Here is a 15943-nt window from a genome sequence, read left to right on the forward strand (position 1 = left end):
AAAGCCGACGCGCTCGGGGTCTCGACGCATGGTATAAGCCGGCGGCGCCGCTCCGTTCGGACATGACCGAGGAGCTGTACCTCGCCGACGACACGGTGACAGCGTTCGAGGCGACCGTCGAGCGCGCGCTCGACGACCGCGTCGTCCTCGACCGAACGCAGTTCTACCCGACGGGCGGCGGCCAGCCGCACGACACGGGGACGCTCCGCGTCGCCGACGAGGGGTGTGACGCCCGGTGGCGGGTGGTCGACGTACGGAAGAAGGACACGGTCTACCACACCCTCGAACCGGGGGACGAGGGGGAGGCAGACGCGCCCTCGCCGCCCGAGCCCGGGACAGCGGTCGTCGGCGAGATCGACGCGGTGCGTCGGGGCGCCCACTCGAAGTACCACACCGCTCAGCACCTGCTGTCGGCGCTCCTTTTAAACCAGTTCGACGCGCCGACCACCGGAAACCAGCTGTACGACGACCGGGCGCACCTCGACGCAGCGTACGACCGCTTCGACGATGCGGACCTCGACCGGATCGAGGCCCGGCTCAACGAGCTCGTCGCCGAGGAGCGCCCTGTGACGAGCTACCTGATGGACCGGGCCGAGGCGGAGGCGACGCTGGACCCCGAACGCACCCGCATCGGGCTCCTCCCCGACTCGATCGAGGAGCTCCGGATCGTGGAGGTCGGCGCGGCGGGCGCCGCGGAGGCGGGCCCGGAGATCGACGCCGACCCCTACGATCGCACCGCCTGCGCCGGGACTCACGTCGGGAACACCGCCGAGATCGGCGAGGTCGTCGTCACCGGCCGGGAGACGAAGGGCGGTGACGAGGAGCGCGTGCAGTTCGCGCTCGCCGAGCACCTCGACGGGGACGGATAGCGCGCGGATCGCTGTCGGCGCCCGGTGGAACCGTTTGTCCGCGATCCCGTCGTTTATATACGATCCGCGGTTGGTTCCGCCATGAAGTTCTGCGACGAGTGCGGTTCGATGATGAAGTCCGGCGAGGGCGAGGACCACTGGGTGTGCGGCTCCTGCGGCAACGAGATCGGGCGCGACGACGACGACGACGAGTGGACCACCGAGTCCCAGGTCGAGTCCGAGGTCATCGACGTGAGCGACGCGGAGGATAAGGGGCTCCCGAAGACGACCGCGCACTGTCCAGAGTGCGGCAACGACCGCGCCTACTGGTACATGCAGCAGATCCGCGCGGCCGACGAGTCCGAGACCCGCTTTTTCGTCTGTACCGACTGCGAGCACAAGTGGCGCGAAGACGACCACTGAGCCGGCCCTCGCCGCCTCGCGACGGCCCGCTCTCGCGGCACACCGACGTCCCGACCCGCGCCCCGTTTTAATTACCCTCCCGGCGAACGGCGACCATGGACCCGCCCGTCGTGCCCGCCGACCGCCTCGACGGCTGGCGACGCGTCACCGAGACGACGGACAGACCGTTCGCCGCCGGCCCGGTCTCCGTGACCGCGAGCACGGTGCGGTACGAGCGGGCTGACGCCCCGGTCCCGCGGCCCTTCTGCTTCGCGAGCCGCCTGCGGATCCGCCCCGAAACCGCGCCGAACGCCGCGCTCACGCGGCTCGTCGAGCGACGGGCCAGAGAGGGGTTCCGCGACCGGCTCGCCGAGCGCGACATCGAGGCGGTCGAGCGCCGGGGGGACCGCGAGGTCGCGGTCGACGACCCGGCCGGCTCGCGGGCGACGCTCTGGACGTTCCGCGGGGACTGCCGGACCGACGGGACCGACCGAAAAGACGACGACGGCGACACCGGGGAGGGCGGCCCGGGCGACGCGATTCCGATCGAGGCGCTGCTCGCCGTCTGGGCGACCGACGAGTACCTTCTCGCCGGGGGCGCCTACGCGCTCGACGCAGACGCGTACCCGCCGGGTCGGAGCGCCGGAGACGCGCGGCGAGAGCTGTTGCGGCTCGTTCGCGGCGTCCGGTCTCCGGCGGACGGAGACGACGGGGAAGGCGGCGAGTAGCGGGGCGCCGCCGAGCGACGAGTAGCGGGATTAGGAGCCGCGAGCCGCGGCTCTCGGACCGGATCAGCAGTCCACGGCTCCCGCGCCCGACTCGATCGGGGAGCCGTCGTCGCGGTAGTCGGGATCGTCGATCGCGCCCCCGAACATCGGGAGGTTGAGCTCGTAGGCGTACAGCACGTCGAACGCCGCGAACGGGTCGATCCCGTTCGCGACGGCCTCCCGCGCGGTGAGCCGGACGCCCGCGGCGAGCGTCACGATCGAGTCGCCGCCGATGGAGCCGACCGCCTCCAGCCCGAACTCGTTCCCGGCCGTGGGGTCGGTCAGCACGGAGAGGTGGACGATCGCGTCGATCGTCGCCCCCCTCTCGCCGATCGAGATCGGGCGTCCGTCCCCCGCGAAACACCGGGTCGGCGGCGTGGCGGCGTCGTCGGAAGTGTCGCCGTCGAACCCCCCGTCCTCGGGGGTGTCACCGCCCGTCTGCGCCGCCGCGTCCCCGACGGCCGCGCCGCTCGCGGCGAGCGCCGAGAGGAGGACCAGCGCGGCCGCCAGCGCCGCGAGCCGGGCCATCGGGTGGCGAGTCATCTGTGCGAGGTACGACGGGCGGACCTAAAACGCCGCGGCCCCGATATCCGATCTGATACTCGGCGGCGGACCGGCGTCACGTCGAACCGAGCAGCCCCTCGACGAGCAGCTCGCCGGAGGCGACGTTGGTCGCCAGCGGGATGTCCTTCACGTCGCAGACGCGCAGCAGCGCGGAGATGTCCGGCTCGTGCGCCTGCGCCGTAAGCGGGTCGCGGAGGAAGACGACGCCGTCGATCGCGTCGTTCGCGATCATCGCGCCGATCTGGAGGTCGCCGCCGTACGGACCCGACGACTGCCGGTTCACGGCGAGCCCGGTCTCGTCCGCGATGCGTTTCCCGGTCGTCCCCGTCGTCACGAGCTCGCACTCGTCGAGGGCCGCGGCGTGTTTCGTGACGAACTCCACCATCTCGTCTTTCAGCTCGTCGTGAGCGATGAGCGCGATGCGCATGAGTCGACGTCGCCGCGTCGCAATGTAAAAACTCGCGTCGGCGCAACGCGGGGGGGAAACTCCGCCGAGGTCGGACTATTTAAACCGGAACGTCTCCAGGTTCTTCGGCGCGAACGTCCGCATGTTGTAGTCGTGGTACAGCGCCGACGAGAGGTCCTGCACGGAGCGCTCGTCGCCGTGGACGCACAGCACCTTCTCGGGGCGCGGGTTCATCGTCTTCACGAAGTTCTCTAACCCCTGCCGGTCGGCGTGGCCGGAGAAGCCGTCGACGACTTCCGTCCCCATCTGCAGCGTGAGCGTGTCGCCGCGGCTCCCGCCGCCCCAGCCGTCGACCGGGATCTCGTCCCAGCCGTTCTGGATCCGGCGGCCGAGCGTCCCCTGCGCTTGGTAGCCGACGAAGACGAGGTTCGAGTCCGGGTCGGGGCCGATGTGGCGGAGCCACGACATGATCGGCCCGCCCTCGATCATCCCGGAGGTGGAGATGACGATACACTCGTCGCCGTCGGCGACCTCCTGCCGCTCGTCCTCGCCGGCGTCGATGTGGTTGAACTGGTCCGCCAAGAACGGGTTCTCGTCGTCGTGGAAGATCCGGTCGCGGAGGTCGTCACGGAGGTACTCCGGGTAGGTCGTGTGGATCGCGGTCGCCTCCCAGATCATCCCGTCGAGGTGAACGGGCATCGTCGGGATCTCCCCCTCGCGCATCGCCTCCTCCAAGACGAGCATGATCTCCTGCGAGCGCCCCACGGCGAACGCGGGGATGACGACCTTCCCGTCCTGCTCGTACGTCTCATTGATGACCTCCTTGAGCGCCTCCTCGGAGTCGGCCTGGTCGGTCTGGTAGTCGTCGCGGCCGCCGTAGGTGGACTCCAGGACGAGCGTCTCGACCCGGGGGAAGTCGTTGACCGCGCCGTTGAACAGGCGGGTGTCCTCGTAGTGGATGTCGCCCGAGAACGCGATGTTATAGAGCCCGTCGCCAATGTGGAAGTGCGTGACCGCGCTCCCGAGAATGTGGCCTGCGTTGTGGAAGGTGAGCTTCACGTCGGGCGCCACGTCGGTGACGTCGCCGTACTCCAGCGGGATGGTGTGTTTGATCGCGTCGCGGACCTGCGCCGACTCGTACGGCGGCGTCCGCCCCTCCTTGGCGGCGACGTCGAGGTAGTCCAGCGTGAGCAGGCCCATCAGGTCGCGGGTCGGCTCGGTCGTGTAGATCGGACCGTCGTAACCGTACTTGAACAGGAGCGGGATCAGCGCCGAGTGGTCGAGATGGGCGTGCGTGAGCACGACGGCGTCGAGCGTCGCCGCGCCGGCCCCGAGCGCCTCGGGGATCTGAAGGTACGGTACCTCCCCTTCCGCGCCCGGCTTGTCGCCGCAGTCGACGAGGATGCGCGTCTCGGGCGTCGAGACGATGAAGGCCGCGCGACCGACCTCGCGACAGCAGCCGAGCGTCGTGATCCGGACCCACTCGTCGTCGGACATCTCCTCGCGGTGGATCTGGCGGCCGACGCGCTCGAGGATGTCGCGGCGCTCCTCGCGCTCGTTCTTCAGGAAGCCGCGCACGTTCGAGACGGTGGAGGACTCGATCGGGGGCGTCCGAACGACCTCGGGGGTCCAGCCGACCTCTTGGGTGATCTCGCGCAGCGTGGAGCCGCGGCGGCCGATCACCATCCCCGGCTTCTCCGCCTCGATGACGACCTCGCCGGTGTCCTCGTGGAAGTCGAGGTCGGTCACGCCGGCGTCGTCCGGGATCACCTCCCGGACCTCCTCCTCGGCGCGCGCCGGGGGGGAGAGGGCGCTGGGGTCGGGGCGGACCGTGATTCGTTTCCGGAGCTTGGAGGCGAGCCGGCGGATAAGGTCGCCGTCGCCGGCGAACTGCTTCGGGTCGCGAGTGTACACGACTAGTTCCGGGCCCTCGTACTTGACGTCGGTGACCGTGATGTCGTTCGGAATCTCCTGTTCGATCTCTGATTTCAGGGTATCGAGCTGCTTGTCGACTTGGCTCATATCTTACCGCGGGTGGGGTCGCCGCCGCCGTCGAACGCGCCAGCGCGCCGGTCCGTGGCTCGTCGCCGAACGGTCGACCGTGACGGGAGAGGCATAGTGGTAGTACTGTCCGTAGGTGGTTCCGTGCGGGAACAGCCGTCGAAAACCCGCTTATAAGGACGTACTGCCCGGTTATTATAAAACCCTTCGCAAAGGGCAAACCCCTTTCCCGGTCCCGGCGTTCGAGCCCGCATGCGCGTCACCCCCGAGACCGTTCGCGACGAGCGCGCGTGGGTCCGCGACCGGGCGCCCGTCGTCGTCCCCGTCATCAACGAGACCCGCGAGCGCCTCGGAGCGCTGTTCGAGACGGACGTCGACCCCGTGACCCGCGAGGCGTACCGCGGCGAGGTCGACGCCGTCTTCGCCGACGGCGAGGTCGCGGTCAACGTCGCCGGCTGCGTCGCCCTCCTCCGCGACCTCGACGTCGCGGGCGACTACCCGGGCTTCGTCGTCGACGAGGTCCTCGGCCGCGAGCTGGCGGCGACCGTCGCCGGCGGCCGACCGCTCTCGCTGCTCGCGCAGGCGACGTTCCACTTCGTCGACGTCCGCGTGAGCGAGGACGAGACCGCCGACGGCGCGGGCACGGCCGGCGCCGACGACCTCGACGCCGCGCTCGCCGCGGGCTTTCAGACGCGGCTCCCGGGCTGCGAGTGGCGGGAGACGAAGAGCCCGTTCGCGGTCGGTTCAGCGCCCGAGGAGTGAGGTCACGACGTGAACTTCCGGACGAACTCGTACCCGCGATCGAGCAGCGCGTCGGGGAGGAACCGCGCGAACACGCCGACCTGGGCGGCGGTGCCCGGCTGGACCCGCGCCGGGGGCCGCGTCGCGCTCGCGGCGTCGTAGATGGCGTCAGCGACCAGCTCGGGCTCGACGGCCCCGGGACCGTCGCCGCCGATCAGCTTCGCGTCCTCGAACATCGCGTAGAACTCCTCGTAGGCGCCGGTGCGGTCGAGACCGTCGCCGGATTCGGCGTCCGGCGCGCGGTCCTCGCCCGCGTCGTCCCCGTCCCGATCCGGATCGACGCCCGCCTCCTCCTGGGCGCGCTTCGAGAAGTTCGTCTTGACCGGGCCGGGCTCGACGACGACGACGTCGACTCCGAACTCGGCGACCTCGTTGCGGAGCGCGTCCGACATCGCCTCGACCGCGAACTTCGAGCCGGAGTAGACGCCGCCCCCGGGGAACGAGACGCGTCCCGCGACCGACGAGACGTTGACGATGGTCCCTTCGCGCTCGCGACGCATCGCCGGCAACACCGCCTTGATCAGTCGGTGGGGCCCGTACACGTTCACGTCGAACTGCTCGTGGACCTTTTCGGTCGACACGTCCTCGATCGGTCCGAACTGGCCGTACCCGGCGTTGTTGATCAGGGCGTCGATCGCGCCCTCCTCGTCCAGTATCCGGTCGACGACGCGGTCGACGTCGGACCCGTCGGTGACGTCGAGCGTGGCGAGCTCGCAGCCCGCCTCGCCCAGCGTCTCGACGTCCGCGGGGTTCCGCGCGGTCGCGTACACGGTCCACCCCTCGTCGTTGAACGCGTGCGCGGCGGCGCGGCCGATACCCGAGGAACAGCCGGTGATGAGTACCGTCTTCTGCACGCGTCGACGGTCGGCCCCCGCCGGCATAACTCTCCCGACCGCGGGCCGAGGTCCGTGGTAAAAGGTCCAGCGGCGGGCGCCTTACTCCTCGTCGTCCGCCTCGTCCGCGTCGTCGCCGTCCTCGGCGTCGGCCTCCTCGTCCTCCTCGCTCGCGAGCAGGTCGCGCTCCTCGAGGATCGCCTCGATCTCCTCGTTCGACCGCTCGCTGTAGCCGTCGTCGTCGTCGACGGTGATCGTGGCGACGCCGACGCCGTCGGGCGCCAGCTCGCCGTCGTTCGACTGCGCGAGGGTGTCGAGCGCGAGCCCGAGCGCCTCCTCGGTGGAGAGGCCCTCCTCGTACTCCTCTTCGAGGTAGTCGCGGAGGTCGCTCCGGTCGGAGCCGATCGAGAGCGCCTGCCACTCGTAGGGGGTGCCGGACGGGTCGGTCTCGAAGAGGCGCGGCTCGCCGTCCTCGATCCCGCCGACGATCAGCGCGACGCCGAAGGGGCGCGCGCCGCCGACCTGCGTGTACTGCTGGATGTGGTCGGTGATGTTCTTCGTCAGCGTCTCGATGCCGACGGGCTCGCCGTAGCGGAGCCGGTTCACCTGCGCCTGCCGGCGCGCGAAGTCGATGAGCTGGCGGGCGTCGGCGACGTGGCCCGCGCTCGCGACGCCGACGTGGTCGTCGGCCTTGTGGAGTTTTTCGATGCTCTCCGGCTCCATCAGCGGGGAGCGGGCGCGCTTGTCGGCCGCGAGGACGACGCCGTTCTCGGCCCGGACGCCGACGCTCGCCGTCCCGCGTTTCACCGCCTCCCGGGCGTACTCGACCTGGTAGAGCCTGCCGTCGGGAGAGAAGATAGTGATTCCTCGGTCGTACGCCTGCTGTTGGGATTGGCCCTGCATGATATCACTCGATGTCGAACGCCGCCGCGCCGACGTACCCCGACTCGACCCGCACGTCGCACGCGTCCCCGCGCACGACGGCAGATCGCTCGGCATCCCCGAACGCGACGTCTCGCTGTGTTGAAAGTGGGTCCGCGCGACGCATATATCTTTCCTCACAGGCACGCACCGTCCCCGAGATCCCACGGACGTGGATCCCGACCGGGTCGCCGTCGACCTCGCTCACGCAGGCGATCGCCGCGCGCGCCTCGGCGACGTGGCCGTGCCGCACCTTGATCACCGCCTCGCCCGCCCCGTCGCCGTGCGAGAAGGACAGCAGCGTCAGGTCGGCGTCGGCGCTGCCGGCGTCGCCGATCAGGTTCCCGGCGGCGTACCAGAGCGCGCGCTGGAACGCGCGGCGCCCGAGGTCGGCGTCGGGCCACGTCTCGATCCCGACGGCGACGTACCGCCAGCGCGGCCGAAGGTGTTTGGGGAGGTGTTTCATCGCTATTTCTCGCCTAACTCGTCGCCGAGCCGCTCCGCGACGATCACGGCGACCTGGTCGTGGACGCGCTCGACGGCCGTCACAGCGAACCCCTCGGCGGTGAACGCCTCGACGAGGGTGCCGACGGTTGCGGGGTCGTCGACCTCGGGGCCGTAGAACGGCGCCTCGGGGTCCGGGTCCTCGAAGAAAGCCACGTCGCCGAGGACGACCCGCCGCGCCCCCGTGGCGGCCATCTCGCGGATCGCCTCGCGCTTCTCGTCGTCCGCGAGGTGGTGGAGCGCGAAGTTCGAGGTGACGACGTCGACCCGCCGGTCGGGGTCAACCTCGGGGGCCCGGAACTCGCCGTACGCGAACTCGACGTTTTCGAGGCCGCGCTCCTCGGCCTTCCGACGCCCCTCGTCCATCATCCCCTCGCTGATGTCTCGCGCGAGCACGCGCCCGGCCTTGGGCGCGAGCGCGAGCGCGACGGCGCCCGTGCCGGCGCCCAGGTCGAGGACGACGTCGTCGGACCCCGGGTCGGCGTAGTCGATCACGAGGCCCGCGCAGGCGTGGTACTCGTCGCTCTTCGAATCGTCGTACTCGGCGGCCTTCTCGGAGAAGCGCGCGGCGTGCTCCTCAACCGTCTTCTTCATACCTGCCACGTCGGACCCCCGGCTCTATGAAGGCCTCGGAGCGCCGTTCCCGGTTTCGGGCCGCGATCTCCCCCCACGCCCGCAGCCCCGCCCCGACCCACTCCGGGTCGAACCCGACCGCCTCCGCGGCGGCGACCAGCTCGCGGGGCGCGCGGAGCTCAAGGTGGGACCGCGGGTTCGCGCTGACGACGTGCGGGGCGTCGTAGTAGGCCACGATCTCGCGGAGCTTCCGGAGGTCCGAGAGCGCCCGCACCCGCCCGCCGCCGCTCGCGCGGAGCAGCGGACCGAGGTCGAACTCCACGTGGACCCCGTTGTCGCGGGCCGCCTTCGCGAGGACGTGGTTGAAGTCGCCCCGGCCGTCCATCGGTCGCGCGAGCACGTCGACGCGCGGCTCCTCGACCGCGAAGCGGTTGAGGCCGTCGCCGCCGCCGACGAGACAGACGACAGTGCGTTCGGACCGGTAGTTGCCGACCGCGCCCGACGCGCTCGTGGCGTCGTCGGCGTCGATCTCGACCGCGTCGACGACGTCGACCCCGTACTCGTCGCGGAGCGCGGCCGCCTCGCTTGAGGGCTCGCCGTCCTCGCCGGCCGGGTCGAGCGCGTCCCGCGTGCGGACGACGACCCCCTCGTAGCCGTATCGCGCCGCGGTGGCCGCGTGGCGGGCGACGGTCGCGTCGCCGTCGGGGTGGGCGTGGACGGCCTCGTACATACCCGCCCGTTTCGGCTCGGGGGGTATCGTCGTTGCGCTTCCGGACGGTGGGGGCGCGGGGCGGAAGCGGCGGGGCCTTTTTAAACCGCTCGCGGGAATCGGAGCGCATGAGCGCCGACTTAGCAGAGAAGACGGACCGCTACGAGCGCATGCTCGCCGACGCCCTGGCGGCCGCGGAGCCGCGGCCGCCGGCGGAGACGCCTCTCGGCGAGGCCGCGACCGACGTCGTCGAGATGGCCGAGTCGTACCTCGACGACGGGCGGCACTTCCGCGAGAGCGACGACCCGGTGAACGCGCTCGCGTCGTACTCGTACGGCTACGGCTGGCTCGACGCCGGCGTCCGGCTGGGGCTCTTCTCGGTCCCCGACGACAGCGAGCTGTTCACGACGTGAGCGGTTACGATGTGAGCGGTTACGACGTGTCGCGTGACGCGAGCGTGAGTGTCTCGTTGTCTCCACTCGATCGCTTATAAATGGTGACTGGTAGATCTACGGTGAACACCTCCAAAGCCCCGCCCGACCGCACCGCGACCGCACCTCGCGCCTCCCCAGCCTCGTCGGGGCGGCGCAGATGCGCCGCGCCGACTCCCTCGCACGGACTCCTCGCGCCCGCTGGGCGCTCGGAGGCGTGCGCCACGGCACCGGTTATTGATAAGACCTCACGTGGCTATCGCTCGGTCTTTATAGGTGGATACTCCGTTAGAAAGCCTCACTCGTCCCGCTCGCGCAGGTCGGCCAGCACGCGTGCGGTCCCGTCCATGTACGACTCGTCGAGGACGACGTCGGCCGTGTCGCGGGCGGTCGCGTCCGCGTTGGCGACCGCGTACGACTCGCCGACGACGCCGAACGTCGAGGCGTCGTTCTCGCTGTCGCCGACCGCGACGAACGCCTCGGGGGCCACGTCGAGCGCGTCGGCGACGCGTTCGAGGGCCGCCCCCTTGCTCACGGCGGGCGATTTGACGTGGTACGCGTAGCCGGTGTCGACGACGACCACGTCGCCGTCGGCCGCCGCGGCGACCTCGCGGAGGAGCGCCTCGTCGGCGTCGAGCGACAGCGCTACCTCCGTCTCGCGCCAGCGGTTGACGGTGTCGCCGGGCCCCCACCCGATCTCCCCGCCGCGTGCCTCGAACTCCTCCGCGACGGCCCGCGGGACCGCCGGGTCGCCGAGGACCGCCGTCTCCCCGTCGACGTACGCGATCCCGCCGTTCTCGGCGACCACGGTCTCCGGGCGCCCGAGGAAGTGCGCCAGCGCGACCGGGTAGGGGAACGACTTGCCCGTCGCGAAGACGACCGGCGCGTCCCAGCCGGGCAGCAGCTCGAAGACGCGGGGGTCGATCCGGCCGCTCGGCGTCGTCAGCGTCCCGTCGATGTCCAGCGCGAGGGGCGGCACCATACCGGCGGTGAGGCGGCCGGGCGCAACTGTCTTGCGTTCGCACGCGACGACGCCGGCCGCGCTCGCGCCGACGGCGAGAAGAGGGACCGCGGGCGCCGCCCGCGGCGGCTTGGTCGAGCGGGACGCCTCAGACCGACCACGACGGCCGGTCGAACAGTTCACGGAAGACGAGCGTCGGGAATCGCGGGACGAGCCGACTCGGGGGGCGGCCCTTCCCGTCGCTCCGGCGGACCGTCACCCGGTCGAGCAGCCCCGCGTCCGCGAGCTCGTAGAGCACCCGGCGCACCGTGGACGCCGAGAGTTCGACGGCGGGCCGCGAGGCGATCGTCTCGGTCGCGGCGCTCACCGACGAGCGGTCCTCGTCCGGCAGACTGACGAGCTCGTACAGCAGCCGGCGGCGGCTCTCGGAGAGCGCGAGGACGCGGCCCAGCGCCGCGCCGGGCCTCGGCACTTCCTCGATCCCCGCGTCGAGGTCGGCCGGGCGGATCGTCGAGGCGCCGGCCCGCTCCGCGCTGATCGCGGCGCCGGTGATCGCGGCGAGCGCGTCGTGGGCGTCGCCCTCGGCCCACTCGCCGACCTCGCGGATCTGGTCGTGGCTGATCGCGTCGCGGCCGAGCCCCGTCGAACACCGGCTCGTCAGTAGCTCGACGAGCACGTGCCGGCGGTACGGCTCGAACGCCACGCGCTCGTCGGGCTCCCACTCGATCGCCTCGGGCGGCTCCCGGCCGAGGCAAACGGGCGCGACGTGCCCGTTGACGTCGGCCAGCCAGTCGACGACGGTCGTCGCGTCCGGCGTCTCCGACTCGTTCGTGTGGTCGACCGCGACGACCACGTCCGGACCGGTGCGCACGGCGCTCCGGAGCTCGTCGGCGAGCTCGTCGGTGCCGATCCCGTGCTCGGGGATCGGGCCGTCGCCGATCTCCGAGAGGATGTCGTGGTAGAGCCGGAACCGAGTCGAGCCGCGCCGCGCGTCGACGTAGACGAATCCCGGCAGCGTCGGCTCCACCGCTCGCGTCGTGGTCTGTATCGCCCGACGCGGGCCGCTGTGGGACGCGAGCCGGTCGAACAGCGCCGAGACGGCGGCCGACTTCCCGCTGCCCTTGGGGCCGTGGACGTAGGTGCTCGGCGGCAGCGACCCGGAGAACGCCGGGCTGAACGCGTCGAGCAGTCGCTCGAACACCGGTCCCCGACCGGTCGGGGACGCGGCGTGCGAGACGGGGGAGACGGCGTCGATGTCGACGAGGACGCCGGCGCCGGCGTCGTATCCCAGCCGGCGTTCGATCCGGTCGTCGATATTCACGGTCGCCCCTCCGCGGTACCCCGATAAAACGGATTCGAACTCAGAACCACAGGCAGTCGCGTCGCCCGGCCCGTCAGTTCGCTCGGGCGGCCCGCTACCAGTGGTCCGGTTTGTACCGATTTATCAGTACAGTCGAGGCGACGAACACGGCGGCGGCGACGATGCCCACGACCGCGCCGGCGACGACGCGCGCGCCGACCGGGCCCTCCGCGGTCACTGACACCGCGGTCGTGACGATTCCCGCGACCACGAGCATGTTGCGACCGTCGCGTTTCTCGAGCCCCAGCGTGCCCACGTTCATACCACCGTCTCACGTCGAGCGAGGTTAAATCTCCCCCGACCGATTCGGCTCGATTCCGGTCGCGTCGTTGGGCGATTCGAGTCGCGTCGGCGACGACGAGGGAGCCGATCGCCGCGACGTCCCCAATCTTAATCTGCCTGCCCGTCTCCGGTGGAGTATGTCCGAACCAGAGTTCGACAAGTCGGTCGTCAGGGCCGACAAGTGGAGCAAGGTGGTTGCGTTGCTCGTTGCGATCGCCGCATTCCTCATCGTTCGCGAACTCGTCATCGACGTTCAGTTCGCATCGATCGCCGCGGCGACCGCCGGTATCGGCACTCGACTGTATATCCCGTATCACGCGAGCGTTCGGGTTCCGGAATCGGACCGGACGTCGATCAGCGAACACCCGATGGCCGGTGCGTATCACCACGGCGCCGCTGGTATCGGGCTGGTGGTGTTGTCGATCGTCGCCGTCACCGCGTTCGCGTTCACTCAAGGGTTTGTTACCTCGATTGGAATCGGGATCATCGCTGGTGTCGGTTTATACGTGGTTCTGTCCTCGGTGCTTCCAAAAGGATGAAAAATTGGAAGCCGTGGTTATGTGCCTGGCACCCAGATCGAGCCGAGAACTCCCAGAATCGCCAGGACGGCGAGGATCGAGGAGGTGATGAAGATCGCCGCCGCCGGCGGGTCCACGTGCGTGTCTCCGTGCGCGTAGAAGACACGCTGGAAGGCTTCCCCGATCACCGCGCCGAGCAGACCGAACCCGGCCCCGGCGATCAGTCCGACCGTGCCGCTGAAGCCCGCACCGGTGAACGCGGCCCACGCCGTCGCACCCGGAAGCGTCATGTGGTGGGTGACCGGAATCCGTTCGACGCCGAGATTCAGGAACAGCAGCGTCGCCGCGCTGATACCGAATCCGAGGAACACGTTGCCGGTCTGGATCGCGGCGTACGCCGCGGCCAGCCCGGAGACCGCACCGATCGCCGCAACGTGTGACCACTGGTACATATTCGGTAGCCACGGCTCGACCGCGAGCCGGTCCTCGCTGGACTTGTCGCCGTCGCCGGGCACCTCGTTCGAGTCACGCATCTCTTCGCGCTCGAACGGTCCCATGTCGAAGTAGCCGCTCGCTTTGCTGCTGACGTTACCGATCACGGAGTAGCCGAACACCGCTCGGTGGACGAGCGCGCTGGCAACGACGGTGAACGCGATCGGGTCCGTCGGGATCGCGAGGTTCCGAAGAGTCTGCTCGAACACGATGCCGAACACACCGAACCCCGCACCGACGGCCAGGATGTCTGGACGACTCCCCAGCGCGAAGCCGATATCCTTCGCGTTGTGGTAGTCGAAGCCGGACTCCATCGCGCCCTTTTTCGCCGCGTACGCTGCCGCCGCCGCACCGCCTGCGAAGGAGATGTGCGGCCCGAAGACGGGACCGAAACCGACGCCGACGCCGGCGCCCGATGCGGCGTCACCGCCGAAGACGCCTGCGATGACGAGGAAGCCGGTGAAGATGAACGCCGGGAGCGCACCGAGCGCGGCGCCGAACGCGCCGCCGGCCGCCGCGCCGAGCCAGATGGTCGGGTCAAGCAGGATATCGAGTACGGCGCTGATCGAGCCTCCGTTCCACTGTGCGAGTACGTCGGCTGACATGAGCAACGCCGAAGCCTCTGCGCTCATCTATGCTTCCTCCTGCGCCCAGTCGCGGGAGCGGTCGACCGCGTCGTCCCAGCGGTCGTACAGCTTGTCGACTTCTTCCTGCTCCTTCTCGGGGCTGAACTCGTGGTCCACCTGCCAGTTGTCGCGGAGTTCGTCGACCGTGTCCCAGTAGCCGACGGCGAGGCCGGCGGCGTACGCCGAGCCGAGCGCCGTGGTCTCGTCGACCTCCGGACGGACGATGTCCGTCTGGATGATGTCCGACTGGAGCTGACAGAGGAAGTTGTTCTTGACCGCGCCCCCGTCGACGCGGAGGCTCGTCATCTCGACGCCCGAGTCGGCCTCCATCGCCTCCGCGAGGTCGCGGGTCTGGTAGGCGATGCTCTCGAGCGTCGCGCGGACGATGTGCTCCTTGCTCGTCCCGCGGGTCATCCCGACGATGGTCCCGCGAGCGCGGCCGTCCCAGTGCGGGGCGCCGAGCCCGGTGAACGCCGGGACCATGTAGACGCCGTCGGTCGAGTCGACCGACCGAGCCAGCTCCGCGGTCTGGGCGGCGTTGTTGATCAGGTCGATGTCCTCGAGGAACTCGATCGCCGCGCCGGCGATGAAGATCGACCCCTCCAGCGCGTACTGGACGGGTTCGCCGGACATCTGGAACCCGACCGTCGTGAGCAGGCCGTTGTCGGACGCGACGGCCTCCTCGCCGGTGTTCATCAGGTAGAACGCACCGGTACCGTAGGTGTTCTTCGCGTCGCCCTTGTCGAAGCAGGTCTGTCCGAACAGCGCGGCCTGTTGGTCGCCCAGCGCCCCGGCCACGGGGACCTCTTCGCCGAGGAACCCGTCCGCGTCGGTGTGGCCGTAGTAGTCGTCGTCCGAGGACGGACGGACTTCGGGGACCATCTCCCTCGGCACGTCGAACTCGTCTAAGAGCTCGTCGTCCCACTCCATCTCCCGGATGTTGTACAGCATCGTCCGGGAGGCGTTGGTGACGTCCGTGATGTGGTTCCCCGTCAGGTTGTGAATGAGCCACGAGTCGATCGTGCCCATGATGAGCTCGCCCTCGCGAGCGCGTTCACGGAGGTCGCCGCCGCGGGAACTCTGCATCTTGAGCGGCTCCGCGTTGTCGAGGATCCACTCGGTCTTGGTCGCGGAGAAGTACGCGTCGCACTCCAGTCCGGTCTTCTCGCGGATCTCCTCGACCTTGCCCGCCTCCTGGATCTCCTCGACGCGATCCGTCGTCCGCCGGTCCTGCCACACGAGGGCGTTGTGGACCGGCTTCCCGGAGTCTCTGTCCCAGACGATCGTCGTCTCGCGCTGGTTCGTGATCCCGAGCGCTTCGAGCTGGCTCGCCTCGAGTCCGGCGTCCGCGAGACCGTCGAGGACGACTTGCTTGGTGTTCTCCCAGATCTCTATCGGGTCGTGTTCGACCCAGCCCGGGTTCGGGTAGATCTGTTCGTGCTGTTCGTACGCGTTCGCGACGACCTGGCCCTCATGGTCGAACACCATGAATCGGGTGCCGGTCGTCCCCTGGTCTATCGCACCGACGTACTGTGTCATGTTTGGATCCCTCCTGTGGCGCTGGTCCGCGTCCGGCGACGCCGCCGATCCCGCCTCGGGCGGCACCCGAGGGGGTCGCGTCCCGGTCGGGCCGGGAGTCGGCTCCGCGCGGCGACTCGTCCCGAGAGACCGCGTCCGGTCCGCGTACCGGCCGCACACCCCTCGTTCGGGAGCCACCGCCGCCGTCACCGCGGCATATCTTCACGGAAGCTACCACGCCGTTCGTGAACATAATGTACTACCATAATAATCTACCCCTTAAAATCCGCTTCTGAGCGCTATTCAAAAAGGTCACATATAAACAAATCGCTCACGCCAACGCTTGCACCACTTGAACGTCCCTGATAGTTATGAGAGCCCGTGCGGAGGAGGTAAAGTAAAGTGGACAGGGTCCAAGCCCTCGGG

General features: G+C 69.8%; 19 protein-coding genes. 6 read left to right on the forward strand and 13 right to left on the reverse strand.

Annotated elements, in window-relative coordinates; all coding sequences use genetic code 11:
• Positions 1-62 precede the first annotated feature (62 nt).
• From N5096_RS08505 to N5096_RS08515, 3 genes are all read left to right on the forward strand, one after another.
• A complete protein-coding gene (locus N5096_RS08505) occupies positions 63-869 on the forward strand; it encodes an alanyl-tRNA editing protein (RefSeq protein ID WP_267663960.1) in 807 nt (268 codons plus the stop codon).
• A gap of 81 nt (positions 870-950) precedes the next feature.
• Complete coding sequence (locus N5096_RS08510) at positions 951-1271, forward strand: transcription factor S (RefSeq protein WP_267663961.1); 321 nt, start codon at positions 951-953, stop codon at positions 1269-1271.
• 95 nt (positions 1272-1366) lie between these two features.
• Positions 1367-1978 (forward strand): DUF6517 family protein, encoded by a 612-nt coding sequence (locus tag N5096_RS08515; RefSeq protein ID WP_267663962.1) that lies wholly within the window; start codon positions 1367-1369, stop codon positions 1976-1978.
• Positions 1979-2041: 63 nt separating this feature from the next.
• Here N5096_RS08515 and N5096_RS08520 read toward each other — a convergent pair whose 3' ends face one another.
• The 3 genes from N5096_RS08520 to N5096_RS08530 all read right to left on the reverse strand — a co-directional run bounded on the left by N5096_RS08520 (position 2042) and on the right by N5096_RS08530 (position 5009).
• Complete coding sequence (locus tag N5096_RS08520) at positions 2042-2560, reverse strand: DUF7332 family protein (RefSeq protein WP_267663963.1); 519 nt, start codon at positions 2558-2560, stop codon at positions 2042-2044.
• A gap of 76 nt (positions 2561-2636) precedes the next feature.
• The gene (locus N5096_RS08525) at positions 2637-3008 is read right to left on the reverse strand and encodes a methylglyoxal synthase (protein WP_267663964.1); all 372 of its coding nucleotides are present in this window, start codon (positions 3006-3008) and stop codon (positions 2637-2639) included.
• A gap of 75 nt (positions 3009-3083) precedes the next feature.
• Positions 3084-5009 carry a beta-CASP ribonuclease aCPSF1 gene (locus tag N5096_RS08530; RefSeq protein WP_267663965.1) on the reverse strand — a complete coding sequence of 642 codons (1926 nt, stop codon included), beginning with the start codon at positions 5007-5009 and terminating at the stop codon, positions 3084-3086.
• 231 nt (positions 5010-5240) lie between these two features.
• Between N5096_RS08530 and N5096_RS08535 the strand changes: the two genes are divergently transcribed.
• Positions 5241-5750, forward strand: a complete 510-nt coding sequence (locus N5096_RS08535) for a DUF7984 family protein (protein ID WP_267663966.1) — start codon at positions 5241-5243, stop codon at positions 5748-5750.
• Positions 5751-5752: 2 nt separating this feature from the next.
• On the opposite strand, the gene N5096_RS08540 is transcribed toward N5096_RS08535, so the two are convergent.
• The 5 genes from N5096_RS08540 to N5096_RS08560 are packed head-to-tail and all read right to left on the reverse strand — an operon-like array spanning position 5753 to position 9350.
• A complete protein-coding gene (locus tag N5096_RS08540; RefSeq protein WP_267663967.1) occupies positions 5753-6670 on the reverse strand; it encodes an SDR family oxidoreductase in 918 nt (305 codons plus the stop codon).
• A gap of 54 nt (positions 6671-6724) precedes the next feature.
• On the reverse strand, positions 6725-7525 hold the full coding sequence (gene psmA, locus N5096_RS08545; protein ID WP_267663969.1) for an archaeal proteasome endopeptidase complex subunit alpha: 801 nt from the start codon (positions 7523-7525) through the stop codon (positions 6725-6727).
• Positions 7526-7529: 4 nt separating this feature from the next.
• Positions 7530-8009, reverse strand: coding sequence for an Rpp14/Pop5 family protein (locus tag N5096_RS08550; RefSeq protein ID WP_267663971.1), 480 nt, complete (start codon positions 8007-8009; stop codon positions 7530-7532).
• 2 nt (positions 8010-8011) lie between these two features.
• On the reverse strand, positions 8012-8641 hold the full coding sequence (locus N5096_RS08555) for a class I SAM-dependent methyltransferase (protein ID WP_267663973.1): 630 nt from the start codon (positions 8639-8641) through the stop codon (positions 8012-8014).
• A complete protein-coding gene (locus N5096_RS08560) occupies positions 8625-9350 on the reverse strand; it encodes an RNase P subunit p30 family protein (RefSeq protein ID WP_267663975.1) in 726 nt (241 codons plus the stop codon). Before N5096_RS08560 ends, N5096_RS08555 begins: the two co-directional genes overlap by 17 nt.
• Before the next feature lie 107 nt (positions 9351-9457).
• Here N5096_RS08560 and N5096_RS08565 point away from each other — a divergent pair, with 107 nt between their 5' ends.
• On the forward strand, positions 9458-9742 hold the full coding sequence (locus N5096_RS08565) for a DUF357 domain-containing protein (RefSeq protein WP_267663976.1): 285 nt from the start codon (positions 9458-9460) through the stop codon (positions 9740-9742).
• A gap of 316 nt (positions 9743-10058) precedes the next feature.
• Here the strand turns inward: N5096_RS08565 and N5096_RS08570 are convergent, their stop codons facing one another.
• From N5096_RS08570 to N5096_RS08580, 3 genes are all read right to left on the reverse strand, one after another.
• Positions 10059-10742, reverse strand: a complete 684-nt coding sequence (locus tag N5096_RS08570; protein WP_267663978.1) for an HAD-IIB family hydrolase — start codon at positions 10740-10742, stop codon at positions 10059-10061.
• 127 nt (positions 10743-10869) lie between these two features.
• On the reverse strand, positions 10870-12042 hold the full coding sequence (locus tag N5096_RS08575) for a Cdc6/Cdc18 family protein (protein ID WP_267663980.1): 1173 nt from the start codon (positions 12040-12042) through the stop codon (positions 10870-10872).
• Positions 12043-12136: 94 nt separating this feature from the next.
• A complete protein-coding gene (locus N5096_RS08580) occupies positions 12137-12343 on the reverse strand; it encodes a hypothetical protein (protein ID WP_267663981.1) in 207 nt (68 codons plus the stop codon).
• Positions 12344-12500: 157 nt separating this feature from the next.
• Here N5096_RS08580 and N5096_RS08585 point away from each other — a divergent pair, with 157 nt between their 5' ends.
• The gene (locus N5096_RS08585; RefSeq protein WP_267663982.1) at positions 12501-12902 is read left to right on the forward strand and encodes a hypothetical protein; all 402 of its coding nucleotides are present in this window, start codon (positions 12501-12503) and stop codon (positions 12900-12902) included.
• A 17-nt stretch (positions 12903-12919) separates the two neighbouring features.
• Here the strand turns inward: N5096_RS08585 and N5096_RS08590 are convergent, their stop codons facing one another.
• Positions 12920-13978, reverse strand: coding sequence for a DUF7973 family transport facilitator (locus tag N5096_RS08590; protein ID WP_267663983.1), 1059 nt, complete (start codon positions 13976-13978; stop codon positions 12920-12922).
• Positions 13979-14005: 27 nt separating this feature from the next.
• Positions 14006-15538 (reverse strand): glycerol kinase GlpK, encoded by a 1533-nt coding sequence (glpK, locus tag N5096_RS08595; protein WP_267663985.1) that lies wholly within the window; start codon positions 15536-15538, stop codon positions 14006-14008.
• Positions 15539-15943 lie beyond the last annotated feature (405 nt).

The sequence above is a fragment of the Halorubrum yunnanense genome (assembly GCF_026586675.1).
Classification (GTDB): Archaea; Halobacteriota; Halobacteria; order Halobacteriales; family Haloferacaceae; genus Halorubrum; species Halorubrum yunnanense.

Coding starts and splice junctions, on each gene's coding strand:
- psmA (WP_267663969.1), bottom strand. CDS start 7,525: ATGCAGGGCCAATCCCAACAGCAGGCGTACGACCGAGGAATCACTATC.
- N5096_RS08570 (WP_267663978.1), bottom strand. CDS start 10,742: ATGGTGCCGCCCCTCGCGCTGGACATCGACGGGACGCTGACGACGCCG.
- N5096_RS08505 (WP_267663960.1), top strand. CDS start 63: ATGACCGAGGAGCTGTACCTCGCCGACGACACGGTGACAGCGTTCGAG.
- N5096_RS08555 (WP_267663973.1), bottom strand. CDS start 8,641: ATGAAGAAGACGGTTGAGGAGCACGCCGCGCGCTTCTCCGAGAAGGCC.
- N5096_RS08515 (WP_267663962.1), top strand. CDS start 1,367: ATGGACCCGCCCGTCGTGCCCGCCGACCGCCTCGACGGCTGGCGACGC.
- N5096_RS08560 (WP_267663975.1), bottom strand. CDS start 9,350: ATGTACGAGGCCGTCCACGCCCACCCCGACGGCGACGCGACCGTCGCC.
- N5096_RS08530 (WP_267663965.1), bottom strand. CDS start 5,009: ATGAGCCAAGTCGACAAGCAGCTCGATACCCTGAAATCAGAGATCGAA.
- N5096_RS08580 (WP_267663981.1), bottom strand. CDS start 12,343: ATGAACGTGGGCACGCTGGGGCTCGAGAAACGCGACGGTCGCAACATG.
- N5096_RS08590 (WP_267663983.1), bottom strand. CDS start 13,978: ATGTCAGCCGACGTACTCGCACAGTGGAACGGAGGCTCGATCAGCGCC.
- N5096_RS08520 (WP_267663963.1), bottom strand. CDS start 2,560: ATGACTCGCCACCCGATGGCCCGGCTCGCGGCGCTGGCGGCCGCGCTG.
- N5096_RS08550 (WP_267663971.1), bottom strand. CDS start 8,009: ATGAAACACCTCCCCAAACACCTTCGGCCGCGCTGGCGGTACGTCGCC.
- N5096_RS08565 (WP_267663976.1), top strand. CDS start 9,458: ATGAGCGCCGACTTAGCAGAGAAGACGGACCGCTACGAGCGCATGCTC.
- N5096_RS08585 (WP_267663982.1), top strand. CDS start 12,501: ATGTCCGAACCAGAGTTCGACAAGTCGGTCGTCAGGGCCGACAAGTGG.
- glpK (WP_267663985.1), bottom strand. CDS start 15,538: ATGACACAGTACGTCGGTGCGATAGACCAGGGGACGACCGGCACCCGA.
- N5096_RS08540 (WP_267663967.1), bottom strand. CDS start 6,670: ATGCCGGCGGGGGCCGACCGTCGACGCGTGCAGAAGACGGTACTCATC.
- N5096_RS08525 (WP_267663964.1), bottom strand. CDS start 3,008: ATGCGCATCGCGCTCATCGCTCACGACGAGCTGAAAGACGAGATGGTG.
- N5096_RS08510 (WP_267663961.1), top strand. CDS start 951: ATGAAGTTCTGCGACGAGTGCGGTTCGATGATGAAGTCCGGCGAGGGC.
- N5096_RS08535 (WP_267663966.1), top strand. CDS start 5,241: ATGCGCGTCACCCCCGAGACCGTTCGCGACGAGCGCGCGTGGGTCCGC.